Consider the following 19,248-nt stretch of genomic DNA (forward strand, 5'->3'; position numbering starts at 1 on the left):
CGCTTCTCGCTAATTTTTGCTGCTCTAAGTCATGCTGCGCTAGTTATGCCGTTGCCAGCGCCGCCCGCAGTTGCTTAATGACTGTGTCATAGCCGTGGGTGTCGCTGGCTTGGTGGGCGCTGAAGATCGCCGACCCTGCTACAAAGGTATCGGCACCCGCTGCGGCAATCTCGGCAATGTTGTCCACTTTCACCCCACCGTCGATTTCCAAACGAATATCAAACGCTGATGCATCAATGCGCGCCCGCGCTTCGCGCAGCTTGTCGAGCGTTCCGGGGATAAATGACTGCCCACCAAATCCGGGGTTGACGCTCATAAGCAGCACCATATCGATCTTATCCATCACATAGTCGAGGTAGGAGAGCGGTGTAGCCGGATTAAACACCAGACCTGCTTTACAGCCGCCATCACGAATTAGCTGCAGCGAGCGGTCAACGTGCTCAGACGCTTCGGGGTGAAAGGTAATGTAGCTGGCGCCCGCTTCAATAAAGTCGCTGATCATGCGGTCTACCGGCTTAACCATCAAATGCACATCAATCGGCGCTGTCACCCCGTGCTTACGCAGCGCTTTGCACACCATCGGGCCGATGGTGAGGTTGGGTACATAGTGATTATCCATTACGTCGAAGTGCACCACATCCGCGCCTGCAGCCAGCACGTTATCCACTTCTTCGCCAAGCCGCGCAAAGTTAGCGGAAAGGATAGAGGGGGCAATCAAAAAGTCCTGCGCAGCGGTCATAACACTTTCCTAAATTAACAGGGGAATGAGTTGACTATCTTAACAGAGCCCCCCACCAAGCCCATCACTTACACGCCTTTGCATTGGTCATCTACGCACACCCATATTCTTAAATAGAATATAAAACATGATTGTAATTCCACATTGATAGATTTAACCTTACCTACATTGCGACACTACTTTTTGGCGATACTTTGCGCTAACTGTTTTAAGGAGTTTTTCTATGGCATTGCCCACAATTTTCCGCCGCAGCCTGGTTGCCATTGCGCTAGGCGTTACGGTAAGTGGTACCGCCGTTGCCCAGGAGCGGGAACTGCTCAACTCGTCTTACGATATCGCTCGCGAGCTGTTTGCCGCGATCAACCCAGAGTTTCAAGCCAAGTGGCAGGAAGAGCACGGTGAAGAGATCGCCATCAGCCAGTCTCACGGCGGTTCTTCAGCCCAAGCCCGCGCCATTCTGCAGGGTCTGCGTGCCGATGTGGTGACCTTTAACCAGGTGACCGATGTACAGGTACTCGCGGATGCAGGTCTCGTAGCAGAAGATTGGCAGGATGCGTTTGAGAACAATGCATCGCCCTATTACTCCACTACTGCCTTCTTGGTACGCAAAGGCAACCCCAAAGGCATCGAAAGCTGGGACGACCTAGTCCAAGAAGATGTAGAAGTGGTCTTCCCTAACCCGAAAACCTCGGGTAATGGTCGCTACACCTATCTAGCTGCCTGGGGCTTTGCTGAGAACGAATTCGATGGCGATGAAGAGCAAATCGAAGATTTCATGCGTACTTTCTTAGCCAATGTAGCGGTATTTGATACCGGCGGCCGTGGCGCAACCACTAGCTTTATCGAGCGTGAAATTGGCGATGTGCTGATTAGCTTCGAGTCTGAAGTTAACAACATCCGCAGCGAGTACGGCAGCGACGATTACGAGGTGATTGTGCCGCCGGTCAGCATCTTGGCTGAGTTCCCTGTTGCCGTGGTTGGCGAAAACGCTGAGCGCAACGGTAACAGCGATCTGGCCCAAAGCTACTTAGAGTATCTCTATACGGAAGAGACTCAGCGACTGCTGGCAGGCTTTAACTATCGTGTGCATAACGAGACCGTGGTCGAAGAGTTCGCTGACCAGTTCCCAGAAACCGAACTGCTCGAAGTAAACGATGTGTTTGGTAGCTGGGATGAAGCAATGGAAACTCACTTCGGCAGCGGTGGCCTTCTCGACCAGTTACAGCGCCGCTAATACTCACCTATGAGCCAGCCTGAACTATGAGTCAACTTGCCACCTGGCGAACCGGCAGCACACGCGTGCTGCCGGGTTTTGGCCTTTCTATGGGTATCAGCGTGCTGTTTATCTCGCTGGTGCTGCTGTTACCGATTACCGGTCTGTTTGGCCAGTTAGCAGGGCTTAGCCTTGCCGAATACTGGGCGATCATCACCGAAGGTCGTGTAGTGGCCAGCTATATGGTCACCATTGGCGCGGCAGCCGTTGCGGCGCTAATTAACGCCGTGTTTGGCCTGTTACTGGCCTGGGTCCTAGTTCGCTACGACTTCCCTGGCAAACGCTTACTTGATGCCTTAATGGATCTCCCCTTCGCTCTGCCCACCGCCGTGGCCGGCATTACCCTGGCAACGCTGTACGCCAGCAGCGGCTGGATGGGTGGATTGCTGGAGCCGCTAGGGTTTCAAGTCGCTTATACCTGGGTGGGTATCGCTCTGGCCATGGCCTTCACCAGTATCCCTTTCGTGGTGCGCACGGTGCAGCCGGTATTGGAAGACTTGCCCGCTGAGGTCGATGAAGCCGCTATGTCGCTGGGTGCCACCGACGGGGTGGCCTTTCGCCGCGTGATCTTGCCGCATATCTGGCCTGCCTTGGTGACCGGTACGGGGCTGGCGTTTGTTCGTTCGCTGGGCGAGTTCGGAGCAATCATTTTTATTGCCGGTAATATGCCCTACGAAACGGAGATCACCGCACTGATGATTTTCGTCAAGCTGCAAGAGTATGACTATGCAGGGGCCTCGGCGATTGCGTCGGTGGTGCTGTTTGTATCGCTGTCGCTGCTACTGGCGATTAATGTTTGGCAGGGCCGCTTTGTGCGCCGCCTGCATGGAGGTAAGGGGTAATGCGTCGAATTGGTGATGCGCCGCTTATCCGGCGCCTGCTGATAGGTGCCGCCTTGGTACTATCAGCGCTGTTTTTGCTGTTGCCGCTGGTGGCCATTTTTGCTCAGGCGTTCTCCCAGGGCGTCATGGTGTTCTGGTCGAACGTCAGTAACACCTTTACCCTGCACGCGATTGGTCTGACGCTGATGATTGCGCTATTGACCATTCCCGTGTGTCTGGTATTTGGCGTTGCCCTGGCGTGGCTGGTCACGCGTTTCAGTTTTCCGGGACGGCGCATTCTGCAAACCCTGATCGATATTCCCTTTGCGGTCTCGCCCGTTGTTGCTGGCCTTATCTACCTGCTGCTGTATGGCCGCAACGGCTGGATCGGCAATTGGCTGGACGGCTATGATATTCAGCTGATGTTTTCTTGGCCGGGCATTCTCATGGTGACCATTTTTGTTACCTGCCCCTTTGTGGCCCGGGAACTGATCCCGTTGATGCAGGCTCAGGGCTCCCGTGAAGAGGAGGCGGCGGTGACCCTGGGCGCCTCCGGCTGGACGACCTTTCGTCGCGTTACGCTGCCCAACATCCGCTGGGCACTGCTTTATGGCGTTATCCTGACTAACGCCCGGGCTGTGGGGGAGTTTGGCGCTGTCTCGGTAGTCTCCGGCGCTATTCGCGGTAAAACCAATACGCTACCCCTGCACCTTGAGCAGCTGTATCAGGATTATAACGCCGTGGGGGCGTTTGCCTGCGCGGCCCTACTCGCCTTTATTGCCCTACTGACGCTCGCCGCCAAGGCCGGGCTGGAATGGCGCGCAGCGCGCCGGGAGGCATTTGCATGAGCATTCACTTACACAATATCGCTAAGCACTTCGGCAATACCCAGGCGTTAGAGCCGATCAACCTGGATATTCACGAAGGTGAATTGGTAGGCTTACTCGGCCCGTCGGGCTCGGGCAAAACCACGCTGCTGCGGATTATCGCCGGCCTGGAAAATGCCGACCGCACCGCCCAGCCAGGTAAAATCCTGTTTGGCGACCGCGACGTGACGAACGTGCATGTGCGCGACCGGCGGATTGGCTTTGTCTTCCAGCACTATGCGCTATTTCGCCATATGAGTGTCTACGACAACGTGGCTTTTGGTCTGACCGTGCTGTCGCGTAAACGCCGCCCCAGCAGCGGAGAGATTCGTGCCCGGGTGTTTAGGCTACTGGAAATGGTCAAGCTGGAGCACCTTGCCAATCGCTACCCTGCCCAACTTTCGGGCGGCCAGCAGCAGCGGGTGTCGCTGGCCCGCGCTCTGGCCGTGGAGCCTGAAGTATTGCTACTGGATGAGCCGTTTGGCGCACTCGATGCCAAAGTGCGCCAGGAGCTACGTCGCTGGCTGCGTCATTTACACGACGAGCTCAATTTCACTAGTGTTTTCGTTACCCACGACCAGGAAGAAGCGCTGGAGTTATCTGACCGTGTGGTGGTAATGAGCAACGGCCGCATCGAACAGGTTGATACGCCCGATGAGCTCTACCGCACGCCGAAAAATCGCTTTGTGTTTGAGTTTTTAGGTGATGTAAACCATCTGGAAGGCAAAGTGACCAACGGCGTACTCACCTGCGGCGACGCCTATTGGCACGTTGATCTACCCGATGGTCATGAAGAGCTGCTGCTGCGCCCCCATGAAGTGCGGTTAACTGAGCAACCCACCTCTGAGAGCCATCTACCGGTTACTATCACGGCGATCTCGCCGGTGGGCGCCGAAGTGCGCGTGGAGCTAGAGGCTGACTGGCTGGCCCAGCCTTGGCTGGCCACCGTGCGCCACACTGACTTTGAGCACTTGGCGCTACGCCGCGGGCAACGCTTATTCGCCCATCCCCGTCACTGGCGACGCTTCCCCAAAGTCACCGAGAAAACGACGGAGCAGACCCGCGTCGCATGACGTTTCAATCGCCGCCCCGCCCTGGGGTGGCTTGCTTTAACAACTACTCGTATTAGTTCAAAAGCGCATTTGCCGAAACGTTAGGCTCACCCGCGGCTCAATATTTTTCTTGGTTTTGGGCAGGCTATGTAACCAGTTCTTTTGTGTGGCGCCTTTCATAATCAACAGACTACCGTGCTCTAACGTAAGCGAGACACTTTCGCCTGTTGCCTTATGTTTAAATGAAAACTTCCTTGCGCCGCCAAGTGTGAGCGCCCCGATTGATCCATTTTCAACTAGATCCCTCTCGGCATCGCTGTGCCAACTCATACCCTCTTCCCCTGAGCTATAAAAATTACACAGGCATGAGTTAAAGGCATCCCCACAGTGGCTCTCCACCAACTGGTTCATATCACGCAAAAAATCCGGCCATACCAACGCCGTTTTGGTATATCCAGAGTAGGTATATTCGACCGGTTCGTCTGCGTACCATGCCATCTTACGCTTAGTGACAATCTCTTTACCGTAAATAAGAGCGCGATCATGCTCCCAGCTCAATTCGTCAACGCACCTATTGAAGTACTTATCAGCGGTAGAAGCGTCTAGGATTTTGCCGAAGTAATAGGCTGCTCCGTCCCGTGGAAGCAGGTTGATTAACTTCATATCGTCATTTTCGAATAAATCGCCATTCGTCATTAACAACATTCCCTATGGAGCCACGTTTAATGATGACTGAGCAGCTATCCTCATATCATTGTCCTGAGCTTGGCGAAGAAGCATTTTCGATCAATCGTGGCAGACTTGCATCGCCAGAACATACCGCCAGCACGCTACCCGCGTTATACTGGCCTTTTAGCCATAGCGGAGGAAGACCATGCTTCGGCGTCAATTTTTACGACTTTCAGGTGTTCTACTTGCCAGTGCTTGGCTTGTTGGTTGCGCCAGCCCGCAATACTTACAGCTGACACCCGAGCGCAATGCTGCAGTGCCTCAAGTTGGCTCAGGTCAGCAGGTGACCGTGATTGCTCAGGATGGCCGCGAGAGCGACATTATTGGCAATCGTGCTGGCGGCGATATGTCGACAGCCCATATCACCGTGAGTAGCCACGAGTTGATTCCGCGCCTGCAAGAAGAAGCTGAGCGCGCAGTACGCGATATGGGCTTTAGCCCCACCACCGAGCAGGCCGAGGGCCGACCAAGTTTAACGCTGGAGCTTGCTAGCCTGAACTACGCACGCGGCGATAGCGGCCAGCCCTTGGTAGACGAAGCGCGACTTGAAGGTGTATTCCGCGCTATCGCTCAAAACAAGGGCACTACCTATACGGGCACGTACACCTCGCGTCGCACTCAGGGCTACGCCCTTAAGCCCGATGCTGAAAGCAACGCACGGATGCTTAGCGATCTACTTAGCGATGGCATGAACCGCGTCTTCAGCGACCCAGAACTGGGCCGCCTACTCGCACGCTAAAGCATTTCTTCTTTCACAAAGCACTATCGACGAAAAGTACTATCGACGCGGGCCGCGCCTCTTTACTTCTAGAGTCGCGGCCCGCGTCGTTCCAGCGCCCACACACTCTCTGTTCGGCCACGCTCGTCGGCACTGCCCTGTTCAAGAAATGTCAGTGTGAAATTAGGGGTAAACAGGCTTTCAATTTCGCTGCTGGGAACACTATAGGGAGGCCCTGCCTCTCCCTCACTGTGCGCCAAACTAATTAGCAGCCCCTTGGCGCCGGGCGGGACCAACTGTGCAAGATGAAACGCATAGCGCTGGCGAGTCGCTGGCGGCAACGCAATTAAAGAGGCGCGATCATAAAACGCGCCAATCTCTGCGGCCTGCTGAATATGCAGATGAAAAAAATCCCCGCACCAGAGCTCAACACTGCCCTGACGGGAGATGTTGAACCCTGCCTGACGATACCGCGATACCGGTGTGTTGCGTTGAACCAAAAATTGTTCAATGGCTTCAGGGGCAAACTCAATGCCCAGCACCGGATATCCTTCATCTGCCAACCAGCGCATATCAAGGCTTTTACCGCAAAGCGGCACCAATACCTTGGTGTGCTTGGCAACACCCAGCGTCTCCCAGTGGCGCAATAGCGCTGGGTGCGCCTGCTGCAAGTGAAAGCCGATACGCCCTTCTTGCCAACGCTTGCGCCATTGATCGCTCATGGTTTAGCCACCTTGTTTTGAATGCGCCCTGCCTGCATGTTCGTTGCGCGCGATTAGAACCAACGATCACGCTTTTTACGCCGACGCGGCAGGTGCGGCACAATGAGACCGACCAACAGACCAGCGCCAGCAACGCCGCCGCCGTACATGAAATAGCGCATCAAGAGGTCTTCTTCCTGTGTCTCTAGGCGAGCTTGAAGCCCCCTTACCTGCTGGCGCGACTGCTCGGCCTGGCTATCCAGCTCTTGGTTGCTGGCTTCAAGCTCTGCAATGCGGCGCTCACGCACCTCAAGAGTTTCTGTCATTGAGGAAACACGCTGCTCCCAGGCCTCATTGATGCCATCCAGCTCTGCGGTTAACTCTTCTACCTGCGCTTCTAAAGCGGGGAGCTGCTCAACCGCACTAGGCGTCTGCTGAAGCTCGTCGCTCAATACCCATACCGCATTGCCATCATTGTTGCGCACACGAGTGTAATCACCGCTGGTTTCCAAGACCTCTACCTGCTCACCTGCGTTGAGCGTACCAATGATCCGGTAACCGTCGGTGGGGCCGCTGCGCACGTAGGTGCTCAGCTCATCGGTCACCCATGCTTGGTTAGCAGACTGGGCAGTGGCGTTGAAGCTGGTAACACTGAGTAAAAGCCCAGCTGCAGCGGCGTAATTTCGATAACGAGTTCTGTTTACTAGCATGACATCATGTCCTGATTAAAAACGCTGCAAGGCGGACGAAGCCAACAGCGCTTATCGACTAACTTAACGGTGCGCTTGTCTCATACGCTTATCCTTCACCGCGCGGTGGCAGCGGAAAGGGACGGGGAAACTCTGCTACACGGGCATCAGTTTTAACCGCTTTCAGTGGGCCCTCACGCTCTACTTCATCAATGCGCACAATAGCATTTAATGGTAAATAGCTACGTTTGACACCATCGAAGGTTCGCTGCAATTTTTCAGTCGCAGGGTCAACCACTACCCGTGAAGCATCGTCAAAGACAAACTCCTCGACTTCAATAAAGCCCCAGAGTTCGCTCTGAAATATCTCTCGGACGTATAAATCCCAAATTTCACCCTGTTGGTGAACCACCACACGGTAGATCGGCTTGGCCGCCATCTTGGCCTATCCCTCTTGCCATTTGTACATGAAGTTGAACCGCCTAGCTTACCATATTCCTACCGCTACGCCTTTAAGGGAAGCGTTTGGCAGGGTCTACGTTAATGCTACGGACAAAGCGCTCATTAGCCGCTTATGCCCCCCTCGTGTATGGTGGGGCAGGTAATTTGGCAGTTCTGTTTATTCACCAAGTAGGAGTCATCAACATGCAAAAGGATCCCAATAAGGGCTATATTGCTCTATTAGGCTGGAGCCTAAATGCGATTGAAGCGGCCGAAAATTTTGACCGTCGCTACATTGTCGTTGCACCTGATTGGGCAGAAGAGTATTGCCAAAAACACGACATTCCCTACGTACCTTGGAATTTTGAGCGCCTCAATGATCGCTCGATGGAAATTGCCGAGACGCTTAAAGAAAAAGGTGTTGATGTCGCGATCCCCCTCTACGAAGAAACGGTAGAGTGGGCTGGAGCTATCAACTCTTTACTGCTTGATAATCCGCGCTTATATGGCCAGTCTTTACTGTTACGTGATAAGGCGCTGATGAAGCGTCGTGCCCAGCTAGGTGGTATACGCGTCGGTATTTTTGAAGAAGCTCACGATAAAGAAGACGTAGTGCGCTTTCTCAAACGCGTCAACCAGACGCTGCTAAAGCTGGACGGCGACCCTAACGACCCGATTCACCTCAAGGCATTCGACAAAGCAGGCTGCCTGGGTCACCGCGTTATTCGTACGCCGGACGAAGTGGACACCATCCCTGAAGAAGAGTTTCCGGTGTTGATGGAATCGCATCTGGATGGCTGGGAGTTTGCCGTTGAAGCGTGGATTCATGATGGCAAAATTGCTTTCTTGAACATCTCTGAGTACGTGACACTGGGTTATTCAGTATTTGTGCCCGCGTCGCCTCAACTTGAGATTTACCGCGAGCAGATTACCCAGCAGATTGAAAAGCTGATCAAAGCATTCGACATTGAGTTTGGTTTGATTCATCCCGAATACTTTGTCACCAGCGATGGAGAAATGTACTTTGGCGAAGTGGCGTATCGTCCGCCCGGCTTCAAAGTATTCGAACTGTTAGAGCGTGTTTACGGCTTCAATGCTTATCAAGCGTCTATGCTGGTGTTCGACCCGAAAACCACAAAAGAAGAAGTGGCCAAGTTTTTCCCGAAAGAAGTGGTCGATGCCGATGGCTTTGCCGGTTGCTTTGGCGTTTACCCACGCCGTCGTGTGGTCAGCCGTTTGGAAATTCCCGAAGAGACCGAAGATCACCCCTATTTTGAGTCTCATGAGCTAACCTCACCAGTAGAAGAAACCGTTACCAAACGCACTGCGTTTGGTACCCATTGGGGTCTGGTCTACTTTAAAGGCGAAGATGCGCATACGATTCGCGATCTGTTAAAACGTCAAGAAGACCTCGACTTCTATGTATAATCCCCGCTAATGCTGGGATAAGGAGTCACCGTGGAGACTGAACAAGTTACGTCTTCTCAAGAAGATAGCAAGCTCAATGGACTGTTGAGCAAATTTGATGACGCAGTGCGCCTGCTTACGCAGGCGCCTGCCTTCTCAAAACCCGCCAAACTGCCGCGCGTAATGGACACTGCGCGGCGAGTGCTGCTTTTGGATGGCGGTTGTGAAGCACTGGAGTCCCGCGCGCAAGCGTTTGAGGACGCTGGTTTGTTTTTAGGCTCCGATTGGGAAACCCCTCAATATCTGGTACCGACCCTGACAACTTTCTCGCTGAAAAGCGCGGATGCCAATGTGGTCGTCATCGAAGCACTAAGCGAGCTTCGGCTCCTCGCCGTTGCAAAAGGCGACTTTGTTCACCCGCTGATTTCCGCCGATCATGCACACCATTACCTGACTCAGGTCATGGCCATTAATTTATGGCTGCTGTTTTTACCGCCCAGTGAGGCGGAGCGGGAAACCCAAGGGCGGCTGGCGACCATCCCCCGCCAGCTATTCCAGCATTTAGCCGAACGCATCGGCTACGAACATATCGTTGATCGCCTGATTGATGAGATATGGCGAATTTTGAAACAGCGCCCTATTCAGGTTGATTCGATCAAACAGATGATCACTCAAATTGCGCTGTGCCAGGCCAACCCAGAGATTGACCTTGGCGCTAGCGGCCAAGGCGCCGACCGGCTTGTGAGTTCGCTTTACGGGCCTACCCAGGCCTGCCGTGAAGATCCTGGCGTCGACGTTTATCGCGATCGATTGGAACATATGGATCAAGCGGCGCTTCAGGCTGAATCCACGGGCTTTGCCAGGGCAATGCACGACACCGGGCTAGTATCGCCCTATCACGCCGTATTGCTACGTCACCTGCTTGAAGAGGGTGATCATTTACTCTCTGAAGCATTGGGCTTGTCATCGACCGGGCGTGATTGCTTACTCTGCTATCGTGAGCTGGTTCAAGCACTGATTCGTGGTGGGGTTTATCCGGCTACCTCTCAGGCAGTCTATGGCCTTGCGCTAATGCTCGAACGCGGCATTCTTTATCAGCCGCCGGTGGCCCCGGCAATGTGGCGTCAGCTTAATCTACCGCTCTCAGAGTGGGCACAGGCACGACTCTCTATCGCCTATGGCGACACTGCCTCTCCCCGCGCCCGCTTAATTGAAGGCGTGCTATGCATGCTGGGTCTACCGTTAGGCGTAGGACAGGGTAATAACCCTACCTGCCAATCGGCACGAGCCCTTTCCATGTGGGCCTACAACGACCCGGACTACCTGCTGCAGATGGTAGCGTGGGCAGCGCGCGATGACGAAATCATCATGCATTTCGAGGGCCAGGCCATCTCGTCAATGGAGAGCCTTTCTGGCGTTGCAACTGAACTGCCTATGGATCTAGACCCCGTGTCGCTGATTGTCGTGCCACACCTGGATCGCATTTATGCCGAAATGGGGCGACGCTGCATTGGTCGTGAGGGCGATCCTCACCGCTGGGTAAATCCTGAATTTCATGGCTGGTGGTCAGGTCGTGGTTTCCGCATCAATGTCGATGTTGCCACTGGGCAGCTAAGCGATGTGGATGATTTTGTACGCCACTTCTACGCCAGCTATCACCCCTACTACAATGGCAATCAACCGCTGATTCATCCACAGCCAGCGGGCATTGCGGTCACCGATAGCGCCGCGCGTTTTATTGGCTGGCATGCGATCACCATTTTGCGTGCGTCCCTCGACCCTTCTGACGTTATGCGGGTTTATTTCTATAATCCCAACAACGATAGCGGTCAGGATTGGGGCGACGGTGTCATTGTCAGCACATCGGGTAACGGTGAACGCTTTGGTGAAGCATCACTGCCCTTCGAACGCTTTGCATCGCGGCTGTATATTTATCATTATGATCCACTCGAACGCGGTGAAATAGTATCTGTCACCAGTGAAGAGTTGGAAAATGTTAAATATTACCTGCACCGTAGCTGGGGGGCATCGCGTTTACCGCCTGTCGAACTACAGGCTGACCAAGGCCCTAATGCCCCACCGGATGCAGAATAAGCTGCCCTCTTAACGACACTCTTAATCATTATGATGCGACTCGATCAACTGTTGGTCAGCCAAGGGCTGGCCAATTCGCGTACCCGCGCCCAGCGGCTTATTCGGCATGGCCGGATTCGTCTCGCCGGTAACGGCAGGCCATTAACTAAAGCGTCAGAAAAGTGGCCAGAAGATACTCGCTTTGAAGTAGAGGACGACCCTGAAGAGCGCTATGTATCCCGCGCGGGTTTGAAACTGGAAGCGGTACTTACAACGCTTGCAATGCGCCTGGATGGAGCAGTGGTACTCGATATAGGCCAATCAACCGGTGGTTTCACCGACTGTGCGCTGTGCTTTGGCGCCCGCCATGTCATTGGTGTCGAAGTTGGTCATGGGCAGTTGGCACCCGCGCTGCGTGGCGACCCACGCGTGACGTGCCTGGAGGGGTTAAATGCGCGCTACATGAGCAACGATGAAGCACTAAAAAGCGTGCTTGCCATGCAACCCATCGGTAGCGCCATTATGGATGTATCATTTATCTCGCAAACGCTGATTCTGCCTGAAATTGCCGCCCTGCTACCGCGGGAGGGGCAATTGATCTCGCTGGTTAAACCTCAGTTTGAGCTAAACCCCGGTGCCCTGGATAAACGTGGCGTGGTACGCGACGCTAAACGTTATGCCGACGTCGATGCCAGTATTCGCAGCGCCTGTGACGCCTGCGGGTTGACCATACGCCACTGGCAGGAGAGCCCGATTACCGGCGGCGATGGCAATCGGGAGTTTCTCCTTCACGCCATAAAAGAAACGTAAGCAAGAGACTTGAATAGGAGGGTCAAGTCAACGAAGGGGGGGTGAGCTGAGCAGCGGACTGCACTTTTATAGCCTCGCCCTTCTCGGGATGTAGCCATACGTCCATCTGCTCAAAGGCCACTCGCACACCCGCTTCACGAAACAGTGCATCTACCCGGCAGTTAATTTCATCAGCCGCAAACAGCCGATCGAGAAGGTCGTTGACAAAAATACGCAGCTCAAAATTGAGGCTATGTTGCCCGTAGCTTAAACAGAAAACCTGTGGTTCAGGGTCCGTTAGCACGCGAGGGTTTTCCTCTGCGGCTTTGCGCAGCAGTTGATGCACCTTCGGCATGTCCGAGCCGTGTGCCACGCCGTAAGTCAGCACGACACGGGTGATATTATCCGACAACGACCAGTTGATCAGCTGGTCGGTTACAAAGGTTTTATTGGGGATAATAATCTCTTTACGATCAAAATCGGTCACGGTCGTCGCGCGGATGCGGATACGGCTGACGGTACCGTGCAAATTGCCAATCGTGATCGTGTCGCCAATACGAATCGGCCGCTCAAATAGAATGATCAAACCGGAGATAAAGTTGGCAAAGATCTCCTGCAATCCAAACCCTAGCCCCACACTCAGGGCGGCCACCAGCCACTGCAGTTTGTCCCAGGAAACGCCAAGGGTCGATAACCCCATAACAATCCCCGTGCCCACAATGGCATAGGAGAGCAGCGAGCTAATGGCATAGGCGCTACCCTGTTTTAATGACAGCCTGGATAACACCATCACTTCTAACAAGCCAGGTAAGTTGCCCGCCATGATAAAGGTAATAGCGACAATCAGTAGGGCAGCAAAGATATCCGATATCGATAGCGCGTTATCAACCAGATCCCCCTCTTGCGCCTCCCATAGTGACACGTTGTCCAAATAGCCAAGCACTGAAAGCAAGTCCGCCCAGACCAGATAAAGCAGCGCACTAAAGCCAATCAATACAATTAGTTTGGAAAGCCGTAGCGACTGGCTATTGATTTGCGCCATATCCAGCGGAGGCTCTTCTACGACTTCCAGCCCCCCTTCGGCACCTTCTTGGACCTGAGCTCGCCGTCGCGCCAGTGCTCGACGATAGGCAAGCCGCCGCGCGGCAACAGCGAGGCTTCTCACCAACGTGGCTTCCACCACAACCCACAGCCCCAGCAGATAAAGGGTAATGGCGAAGCGCCCCACCAATCGCAGCGCAGTGTATTCGTAACCCCAAACCACCAATCCCAGCAGAATCAGCGGCACCGACGCCATCGCCAGCCCTAAGAACAAGCGAAACAAATGAACGCCAAAAATGGGGATATGCGCCAGTATTAACTGCGCCAGCCACCAGCTCATCGCAATCAAACCTAACGAGAGTAACGCTAGAGCGACGGGGCGCAGAGCCAACGGAGTTTCCATCTCGCCCGACATCGCCGCAATGGCAATGACGGGTACCAAAGCAACCCCTAACCCCCCGAGAAGTTGGCGTAATCGAGCCGTGTATTGTGGTGACCAGGTAAAATGGCGTTCCGCCACACCATCAGCAACCAACAGCCTGCGCCCCCACGCAACCACTGCCCAGCTCAATGCAAGCTGAAGCAGCGCCGGGGCAACGCTGTTTGCCAGCGGCCCTACCGCGCCTAATAGCCCAACACCAACACCCGCTAACGCTAGTGGGCCTGAAAGCGCCAGCAGCGCATTCATCAGTACTGCTTTAGGAGTATGCAACTGCGTATCGCTTTTCAAGCGGCCAATCTGTGAGTGCAGAGTGGCCAGATGAGTCTTGATTGTTCGACGCAGGCCCATCAATACCAAGCCCAACAACACTATCGGCGCTCCTTTAAGAACCTCCCAAGAGAGCCCCTGCCAACGGGTGGGTAAAATGGCGCGCCACTCTCCCTCTTGCCACTCTAAAAGTAAATTACGGGGCAATTGACGCAGCCAGTTAAAGTCCAACGGGCGACTGTTAGCGACCCAGAATAGCTGTTCATCAATGGTTTCGCGCAGCTCGCTAGACGTCGTTAATAGCTGCTGTTGATTAAGCTGTAGTTCAATTGCCGCACTCAACAAACTTCCATAGGACTGCTCCAGTTGCTCGACTAGCTCACGACGGGACTGATAAAGACGAGAGAGTGAATCGACTAACCCTGGCGTTGCCTCAATGCCCGCCTCTGCCAAGCGCTGCGTGGCAAACTGGTCACTTTGGCGTAGCTGGTCACGCTGGCGAACCAAATCAAATTGCTTCAAACGCAGGTCGGCAATTTCATCCTGCAAATCCCGACGTGTGGCTAACGGGGGAAGGGATTGGCGCTGTTCGCGTAGAATTCGCGACAGCAGTTGACTACCGCGGATAGCGTCAATCTGCTCATTGAGGCTGCGCTGCAGCTGACGTACATTTTCCAGCTGTCGCTGGGCTTCGATATTCTCGCGTACAACGCTATTAGCGCGATCTGTTGCCCGCAGCAGTTCGAGACTTAATGTTTGATTGGTTTGTTGGGCTTGCACCACCACTGGATGCCCTGCGGCAATCAAAGGGTTATCCCTGGCGGCATCGGCAATCGCTTGCTCAGAGGCCAATCGGCGCTGGCGGTCTATCACTCCTTGCAACATATTAAGCTGCTGCTCTTGGTAATCAATCTGCAGCATCAGCACATCGCGTCTCTCCTGGGCTAACTCACGCAGTCGGCTGTTGGCACTTAACTCGCGCTGATAAAAGCTCACTTCACGATCGGCAAGGGCGCGCTCAAGGCGTAATTGGATAAGCCGTGCATCGCTAAGTGCAGAAAGTTGACGATCCGCTAGCAAAGCCTCGCGCTCATCGTGTTGTCGGCGTAAACTCTCCGCGCGCTGGAGAGTTTCAGCGATGGATTGTTGGGCGCGTTCAGGGAGTGTTTGCGCAGCCAGCAGCTGAGAGTTCACTTCTGCCAGCTGACTTTGCAACTGTTGAAGCTCGACCACTGCCTCCGTTTGCAGTGTTTCCAGCTCATCGAGAGGGCGATCGCTCAAGTCGGCAACGGAAAGCTGTTGCGAGGCTTCTTCAGCTTCGCTCAACTCACGCTGCAGTTCTGCTAGTAGTTCCGGGGCTTGTTCAACGCGTGTATCCAGCGCCGCAAGTCGCTCTTCCACGGAGGCTAGCCGCTCATAAGCTTCAAGCGCTGACTCTAAGGCCTCCTTATCGCTGGTCTGCTGAGCGGTCAAGGCACCCTCAAGCGCTTCCAGCTGGGCAAGCCTTGTTGCCAGCTCATCCTGTTCTGGCACGCGTTCAAGCATGTTGGCCTGGAGCGCGGCGTGGGCTAGATTATTTGCGGTACTGCTAATCACCAGCAGCAAGAATAAACACGTTACGATCCACTTACAGGCGCATCTCACCACGTTTCATATGCCTCGTTGACATCGATAGCTCCGCAGACACGGATAATAAGGTTATTGTCAGACGTTCTGATAGCCAGCGCAATCAGAGGTGTTGACTTCCGCAGGCGGCGTGATAGAAACAGCCATGGCATTTGCCTATCCATTCCTTTTGCGAGTCACCTTGATGGTCACCCGAAAACTGCCGTTAACGAAACTTATTGTTCTGCTGAGCCTTGCTACATTTAGTGCGAATGCCGTCGCCGAGTCACAACAAGAGATTGAGGCGCGTATCCGTGCCCTCAACGCTGAGCTGTATGACCTGCATCAACAGTTACAGCAGGTAGAAAATCCCGAAGACGCCGCACAAGGCTTACCGCCTGAACAGCTGCCTGAAGAAGTGGCAAGGGAAGATTTAAGCGAGCGACGTGAGCTTGAGCAGGAATCAAGCCGGAATCCGTTTTCAATCACCACCCACCGCACCAATTACCTTTTTCCAGTCAGCTTTAACACAAACCAGAACCGTGAAAGCTTCCGCAATATCTCTGCCGATAGCAAAGTGGATGACGTTGAGCTGAAATTCCAGTTCAGCGCCAAAGTTAATCTGGCTGAGCAGGTGTTCGGTAACTACGGTGACGTCTACTTTGGTTATACTCAGCGCAGCTGGTGGCAGGCATATAACACTGACGCCTCGTCACCCTTTCGGGAAACCAACTACGAACCCGAAGTGTTTATTGACTTTGACAACGCCTGGCAAGCGCTTGGCTGGGTAAACACGCGCAACCGAGTGTCCATTAACCACCAATCCAATGGCCGCTCTTCACCTCTTTCACGCAGTTGGAACCGTGTTTATCTTGAAAGCACCTTTCAGCGCGGCGACTGGGCATTCACCTTGGCACCGCACTGGCGCATTCCTGAGTCGGAAGAGGATGATGACAACCCGGATATCGAACGCTACATGGGCTATGGCGACATTCGTCTAGCAAAACGACTCAATAACAACCATGAAGTGAGCGGTCAGTTACGCGGCAACCCAAGCGCTGGCAATATTGGCACTCAGATAGATTACAGTTGGCCAGCTTTCAACAGCTTGCGTGCACATGTACAGTACTATTATGGGTACGGTGAAAGCATGATCGATTATGATCATCGCGTGCACCGTCTCAGCCTAGGGTTTAGTTTAAATCCCTTATTTAGTGCTACAGGGCTGAACCGATAGGTGTATTAGCTTGTCTGTTATGGTGTGGCTGCTATGCTAGTAGTAGTCCTATTATTCATTCGTCAAAGGAAGACTTCATGGCCAAACGTCAGCAAACTTACTCTACTCAAGCCGATCAACTTAAAGATGACCTGCGCCATTTGAGCGAAACTGTTGAAGAGCTAGTCAACGCGACCGCTAAAGATGCCAGTGGAGAAATGAACGACCTACGTACTCGTGCCGAACGTCGTTTGAAAGATACCCGTGCTCGGCTTGAAGCCCGTGGTGAGCGCATTTATGACGAAACTCGTGACTCACTGACTCAGCAAGCTGATGCATGTGACCGCTACGTTCATGAAAATCCCTGGACGAGCATTGGTATTGGTGCCGCAGCAGGTATGGTTGTGGGTATGCTGCTCGGTCGTCGCTAATGGCTCTGGGTCCAACCCAACGCGTCTTCTCTGCCGCCAAACGCTTGCTGAAATCGCTGATAGCTAATAGCGAAACCCGCCTGCGTTTGGCGGTGTTTGAGTTAGAAGAAGAGCGCTCACGGATATTAGTTCTATTCCTCTTGGCGGGCGCAAGTTTACTGCTACTTCTGCTAGGTATAGCAACATTGACGGCCCTGGTAGTGGTTCTTTTTTGGGACACCTACCGCTTAACCGCCATTGCGGTCAGTGCTGGCGTACTAATCGGTGCGAGTGTGCTGTTAGCGCTTATTGCTGTTCGACAATCAAAACAGCACTCTCTTCTAAAAGAAACACTCAAACAGCTTGCCGCAGATCGAGCCCTGCTTGAGGAGCCAAGTGATGAAATCGTCCGCAGACACCGCTAAATCATTGCCCAAACCCTTAAGTCGCGCTGAGCGAAAGGCGTTGCTATTAGCTGAACTTGAGCAGCAGCGAGTGGATATTTTGGTGGATAGCGAATATTTACAGCAAGCCGCTTCCCCCCTTGATAAAAACTGGCAAAGTTTCAAACTACCGCTTTACGCCGTCGGCGGCTTTGCCGCATTTAAAATGATGCGACACCCCGGTGGCGCCATGGCGGCAGGTAGAAAAGCGCTGGCGGGTTATATGCTATTTAAGAAGCTTAAACTCTTAGCCAAAGTGGCTACTTAAGCTTGTTGCTCTTGCCTTGGGACAGTGGGGCTGCCTAGCAAGATTGACCGCAGGCCACCCCACTCGCCCACGCCCATTGAAAGTTATACCCGCCAAGCTCCCCCGTTACATCCAATACCTCACCGATAAAGCGTAACTGCGGCAACTCTTTTACTTCAAAGGTTTTGGAGGAAATCGCGTCGGTATTAACACCGCCCATGGTTACCTCGGCAGTCCGCCACCCTTCCGTTCCAGCCGGTTTCAGTTGCCAGGCGTTAAGTCTTTCCGCCCACTCATCCAGGGCTGTATTCGCATACTGGGCCAGTGGCCGAGCCGGGTCATCATCGGAATACCATTCAAGCAACACTTGCGCCAAACGCTTCGGAAAGCGCTCGCCAAGCCAAGTTGAAAGCTGGCGCTTGGGCGTCTCTTCCCGCGCCTGGCGCAATGTCTCCGCCACTTTTTCACCGGGCAGCAAGTCAATCGTCATGCTCTCCCCCGGCTGCCAAACGCTGGATATCTGCAGCATCGCTGGGCCTGACAAACCACGGTGAGTAAATAGCATGGGATCCACAAAGCGGCGACTGCCAGCACTAACGGCTACCGGCACGCTCAAACCAGAGAGCTCTGCTGCGCGCGTTTTCCAGGTATCGCTTAAGGTAAACGGCACCAGACCGGGGCGAGTATCAAACACCTCAAGACCAAACTGACGCGCGATATCGTAGCCAAATCCCGTCGCGCCCATGCTCGGAATGGAAAGCCCGCCGCTCGCCACTACCACTATCCCTGCATCTATTTTACCCATCGAGGTCGTTAGCCGCATGGCACTGCCCTGCTGCTCCACGCGGGTAATTTGGGTGCTAAGCCTGATTTCAGCCCCCGCCCACTCACACTCGGTCAGTAGCGTGCGGACAATCTCTTTGGCCGAGGTTGCACAGAATAGCTGACCCGGCGTTTTCTCAACATGTTCAACGCCATGCCGCTCTACAAGCTCTACAAAGTGCTCCGGGCGATAACGCTTAAGCGCTGAAATACAAAAGTAAGGGTTGGCAGAGTAAAAGTGCTGTGGCGTCGTACCAAGATTGGTAAAGTTGCATCGGCCACCGCCGGACATCAAAATTTTCTTACCCGCTTTATTAGCATGGTCGAGCACCAGAACTCGCTTGCCGGAGTAGCCCGCTTGCGCCGCGCACATCAGGCCCGCGGCGCCAGCACCGATGATCACGACGTCATAGACCATAATAAACTGCTCGTAAAAGTAGGCTCATGGGAGATGACT

Annotated in this window: 19 protein-coding genes; 12 read left to right on the forward strand and 7 right to left on the reverse strand. The window is 53.9% G+C overall.

Annotated elements, in window-relative coordinates:
• Window positions 1–43: 43 nt before the first annotated feature.
• Entirely contained in the window at window positions 44–739 is a 696-nt protein-coding gene (gene rpe, locus AC5TBW_RS12100) for a ribulose-phosphate 3-epimerase (RefSeq protein ID WP_495508805.1), read from the reverse strand.
• Between the two features lie 223 nt (window positions 740–962).
• On the opposite strand from rpe, the gene cysP reads away from it, so the two are divergent.
• From cysP to AC5TBW_RS12120, 4 genes are read left to right on the forward strand one after another with little or no spacing between them, the layout of a single operon-like run.
• Window positions 963–1,973, forward strand: a complete 1,011-nt coding sequence (gene cysP / locus AC5TBW_RS12105) for a thiosulfate ABC transporter substrate-binding protein CysP (RefSeq protein ID WP_495508806.1) — start codon at window positions 963–965, stop codon at window positions 1,971–1,973.
• A gap of 26 nt (window positions 1,974–1,999) precedes the next feature.
• Entirely contained in the window at window positions 2,000–2,854 is an 855-nt protein-coding gene (cysT, locus tag AC5TBW_RS12110) for a sulfate ABC transporter permease subunit CysT (RefSeq protein ID WP_280103940.1), read from the forward strand.
• Window positions 2,854–3,681: a sulfate ABC transporter permease subunit CysW gene (cysW, locus tag AC5TBW_RS12115; RefSeq protein WP_280103941.1), complete on the forward strand. Its 828-nt coding sequence runs from the start codon at window positions 2,854–2,856 to the stop codon at window positions 3,679–3,681. Before cysT ends, cysW begins: the two co-directional genes overlap by 1 nt.
• The gene (locus AC5TBW_RS12120) at window positions 3,678–4,772 is read left to right on the forward strand and encodes a sulfate/molybdate ABC transporter ATP-binding protein (RefSeq protein WP_495508807.1); all 1,095 of its coding nucleotides are present in this window, start codon (window positions 3,678–3,680) and stop codon (window positions 4,770–4,772) included. Before cysW ends, AC5TBW_RS12120 begins: the two co-directional genes overlap by 4 nt.
• Window positions 4,773–4,829: 57 nt before the next feature.
• On the opposite strand, the gene AC5TBW_RS12125 is transcribed toward AC5TBW_RS12120, so the two are convergent.
• Window positions 4,830–5,447, reverse strand: coding sequence for an alpha-ketoglutarate-dependent dioxygenase AlkB family protein (locus tag AC5TBW_RS12125; protein WP_495508808.1), 618 nt, complete (start codon window positions 5,445–5,447; stop codon window positions 4,830–4,832).
• Window positions 5,448–5,625: 178 nt separating this feature from the next.
• Between AC5TBW_RS12125 and AC5TBW_RS12130 the strand changes: the two genes are divergently transcribed.
• The gene (locus tag AC5TBW_RS12130) at window positions 5,626–6,219 is read left to right on the forward strand and encodes a YajG family lipoprotein (RefSeq protein ID WP_495508809.1); all 594 of its coding nucleotides are present in this window, start codon (window positions 5,626–5,628) and stop codon (window positions 6,217–6,219) included.
• Between the two features lie 68 nt (window positions 6,220–6,287).
• On the opposite strand, the gene AC5TBW_RS12135 is transcribed toward AC5TBW_RS12130, so the two are convergent.
• From AC5TBW_RS12135 to AC5TBW_RS12145, 3 genes are all read right to left on the reverse strand, one after another.
• Window positions 6,288–6,920 carry a class I SAM-dependent methyltransferase gene (locus tag AC5TBW_RS12135; protein WP_495508810.1) on the reverse strand — a complete coding sequence of 211 codons (633 nt, stop codon included), beginning with the start codon at window positions 6,918–6,920 and terminating at the stop codon, window positions 6,288–6,290.
• Between the two features lie 53 nt (window positions 6,921–6,973).
• The gene (locus AC5TBW_RS12140; protein ID WP_495508811.1) at window positions 6,974–7,609 is read right to left on the reverse strand and encodes a TIGR04211 family SH3 domain-containing protein; all 636 of its coding nucleotides are present in this window, start codon (window positions 7,607–7,609) and stop codon (window positions 6,974–6,976) included.
• An 88-nt stretch (window positions 7,610–7,697) separates the two neighbouring features.
• Window positions 7,698–8,027 carry a DUF1820 family protein gene (locus AC5TBW_RS12145; RefSeq protein WP_007113264.1) on the reverse strand — a complete coding sequence of 110 codons (330 nt, stop codon included), beginning with the start codon at window positions 8,025–8,027 and terminating at the stop codon, window positions 7,698–7,700.
• A 206-nt stretch (window positions 8,028–8,233) separates the two neighbouring features.
• Between AC5TBW_RS12145 and AC5TBW_RS12150 the strand changes: the two genes are divergently transcribed.
• Genes AC5TBW_RS12150 through AC5TBW_RS12160 form a run of 3 tightly spaced genes read left to right on the forward strand, consistent with a single transcriptional unit; the run spans window position 8,234 to window position 12,319 of the window.
• Window positions 8,234–9,457, forward strand: coding sequence for an ATP-grasp domain-containing protein (locus tag AC5TBW_RS12150; protein ID WP_495508812.1), 1,224 nt, complete (start codon window positions 8,234–8,236; stop codon window positions 9,455–9,457).
• A gap of 30 nt (window positions 9,458–9,487) precedes the next feature.
• The gene (locus AC5TBW_RS12155; RefSeq protein WP_495508813.1) at window positions 9,488–11,530 is read left to right on the forward strand and encodes a hypothetical protein; all 2,043 of its coding nucleotides are present in this window, start codon (window positions 9,488–9,490) and stop codon (window positions 11,528–11,530) included.
• Window positions 11,531–11,560: 30 nt separating this feature from the next.
• The gene (locus AC5TBW_RS12160; protein ID WP_495508814.1) at window positions 11,561–12,319 is read left to right on the forward strand and encodes a TlyA family RNA methyltransferase; all 759 of its coding nucleotides are present in this window, start codon (window positions 11,561–11,563) and stop codon (window positions 12,317–12,319) included.
• A gap of 22 nt (window positions 12,320–12,341) precedes the next feature.
• On the opposite strand, the gene mscK is transcribed toward AC5TBW_RS12160, so the two are convergent.
• Window positions 12,342–15,653 carry a mechanosensitive channel MscK gene (gene mscK / locus AC5TBW_RS12165; RefSeq protein WP_495508815.1) on the reverse strand — a complete coding sequence of 1,104 codons (3,312 nt, stop codon included), beginning with the start codon at window positions 15,651–15,653 and terminating at the stop codon, window positions 12,342–12,344.
• Window positions 15,654–15,858: 205 nt separating this feature from the next.
• On the opposite strand from mscK, the gene AC5TBW_RS12170 reads away from it, so the two are divergent.
• From AC5TBW_RS12170 to AC5TBW_RS12185, 4 genes are all read left to right on the forward strand, one after another.
• A complete protein-coding gene (locus AC5TBW_RS12170; protein ID WP_495511963.1) occupies window positions 15,859–16,890 on the forward strand; it encodes a phospholipase A in 1,032 nt (343 codons plus the stop codon).
• A 77-nt stretch (window positions 16,891–16,967) separates the two neighbouring features.
• The gene (locus AC5TBW_RS12175; protein WP_495508816.1) at window positions 16,968–17,300 is read left to right on the forward strand and encodes an ElaB/YgaM/YqjD family protein; all 333 of its coding nucleotides are present in this window, start codon (window positions 16,968–16,970) and stop codon (window positions 17,298–17,300) included.
• Window positions 17,300–17,704 carry a phage holin family protein gene (locus AC5TBW_RS12180; protein ID WP_495508817.1) on the forward strand — a complete coding sequence of 135 codons (405 nt, stop codon included), beginning with the start codon at window positions 17,300–17,302 and terminating at the stop codon, window positions 17,702–17,704. The genes AC5TBW_RS12175 and AC5TBW_RS12180 overlap by 1 nt, the downstream gene beginning before the upstream one ends.
• Window positions 17,679–17,990, forward strand: a complete 312-nt coding sequence (locus AC5TBW_RS12185; protein WP_495508818.1) for a YqjK family protein — start codon at window positions 17,679–17,681, stop codon at window positions 17,988–17,990. Before AC5TBW_RS12180 ends, AC5TBW_RS12185 begins: the two co-directional genes overlap by 26 nt.
• Before the next feature lie 34 nt (window positions 17,991–18,024).
• Here AC5TBW_RS12185 and AC5TBW_RS12190 read toward each other — a convergent pair whose 3' ends face one another.
• Complete coding sequence (locus tag AC5TBW_RS12190) at window positions 18,025–19,209, reverse strand: BaiN/RdsA family NAD(P)/FAD-dependent oxidoreductase (RefSeq protein ID WP_495508819.1); 1,185 nt, start codon at window positions 19,207–19,209, stop codon at window positions 18,025–18,027.
• Between the last annotated feature and the right edge of the window lie 39 nt (window positions 19,210–19,248).

The organism is Vreelandella sp. ssv, assembly GCF_059448525.1.

Bases quoted from the DNA above. Each gene is read 5' to 3' on its own strand.
- rpe (WP_495508805.1), bottom strand. From the start codon at position 739: ATGACCGCTGCGCAGGACTTTTTGATTGCCCCCTCTATCCTTTCCGCT.
- cysP (WP_495508806.1), top strand. From the start codon at position 963: ATGGCATTGCCCACAATTTTCCGCCGCAGCCTGGTTGCCATTGCGCTA.
- cysT (WP_280103940.1), top strand. From the start codon at position 2,000: ATGAGTCAACTTGCCACCTGGCGAACCGGCAGCACACGCGTGCTGCCG.
- cysW (WP_280103941.1), top strand. From the start codon at position 2,854: ATGCGTCGAATTGGTGATGCGCCGCTTATCCGGCGCCTGCTGATAGGT.
- AC5TBW_RS12120 (WP_495508807.1), top strand. From the start codon at position 3,678: ATGAGCATTCACTTACACAATATCGCTAAGCACTTCGGCAATACCCAG.
- AC5TBW_RS12125 (WP_495508808.1), bottom strand. From the start codon at position 5,447: ATGACGAATGGCGATTTATTCGAAAATGACGATATGAAGTTAATCAAC.
- AC5TBW_RS12130 (WP_495508809.1), top strand. From the start codon at position 5,626: ATGCTTCGGCGTCAATTTTTACGACTTTCAGGTGTTCTACTTGCCAGT.
- AC5TBW_RS12135 (WP_495508810.1), bottom strand. From the start codon at position 6,920: ATGAGCGATCAATGGCGCAAGCGTTGGCAAGAAGGGCGTATCGGCTTT.
- AC5TBW_RS12140 (WP_495508811.1), bottom strand. From the start codon at position 7,609: ATGCTAGTAAACAGAACTCGTTATCGAAATTACGCCGCTGCAGCTGGG.
- AC5TBW_RS12145 (WP_007113264.1), bottom strand. From the start codon at position 8,027: ATGGCGGCCAAGCCGATCTACCGTGTGGTGGTTCACCAACAGGGTGAA.
- AC5TBW_RS12150 (WP_495508812.1), top strand. From the start codon at position 8,234: ATGCAAAAGGATCCCAATAAGGGCTATATTGCTCTATTAGGCTGGAGC.
- AC5TBW_RS12160 (WP_495508814.1), top strand. From the start codon at position 11,561: ATGATGCGACTCGATCAACTGTTGGTCAGCCAAGGGCTGGCCAATTCG.
- AC5TBW_RS12170 (WP_495511963.1), top strand. From the start codon at position 15,859: ATGGTCACCCGAAAACTGCCGTTAACGAAACTTATTGTTCTGCTGAGC.
- AC5TBW_RS12175 (WP_495508816.1), top strand. From the start codon at position 16,968: ATGGCCAAACGTCAGCAAACTTACTCTACTCAAGCCGATCAACTTAAA.
- AC5TBW_RS12180 (WP_495508817.1), top strand. From the start codon at position 17,300: ATGGCTCTGGGTCCAACCCAACGCGTCTTCTCTGCCGCCAAACGCTTG.
- AC5TBW_RS12185 (WP_495508818.1), top strand. From the start codon at position 17,679: ATGAAATCGTCCGCAGACACCGCTAAATCATTGCCCAAACCCTTAAGT.
- AC5TBW_RS12190 (WP_495508819.1), bottom strand. From the start codon at position 19,209: ATGGTCTATGACGTCGTGATCATCGGTGCTGGCGCCGCGGGCCTGATG.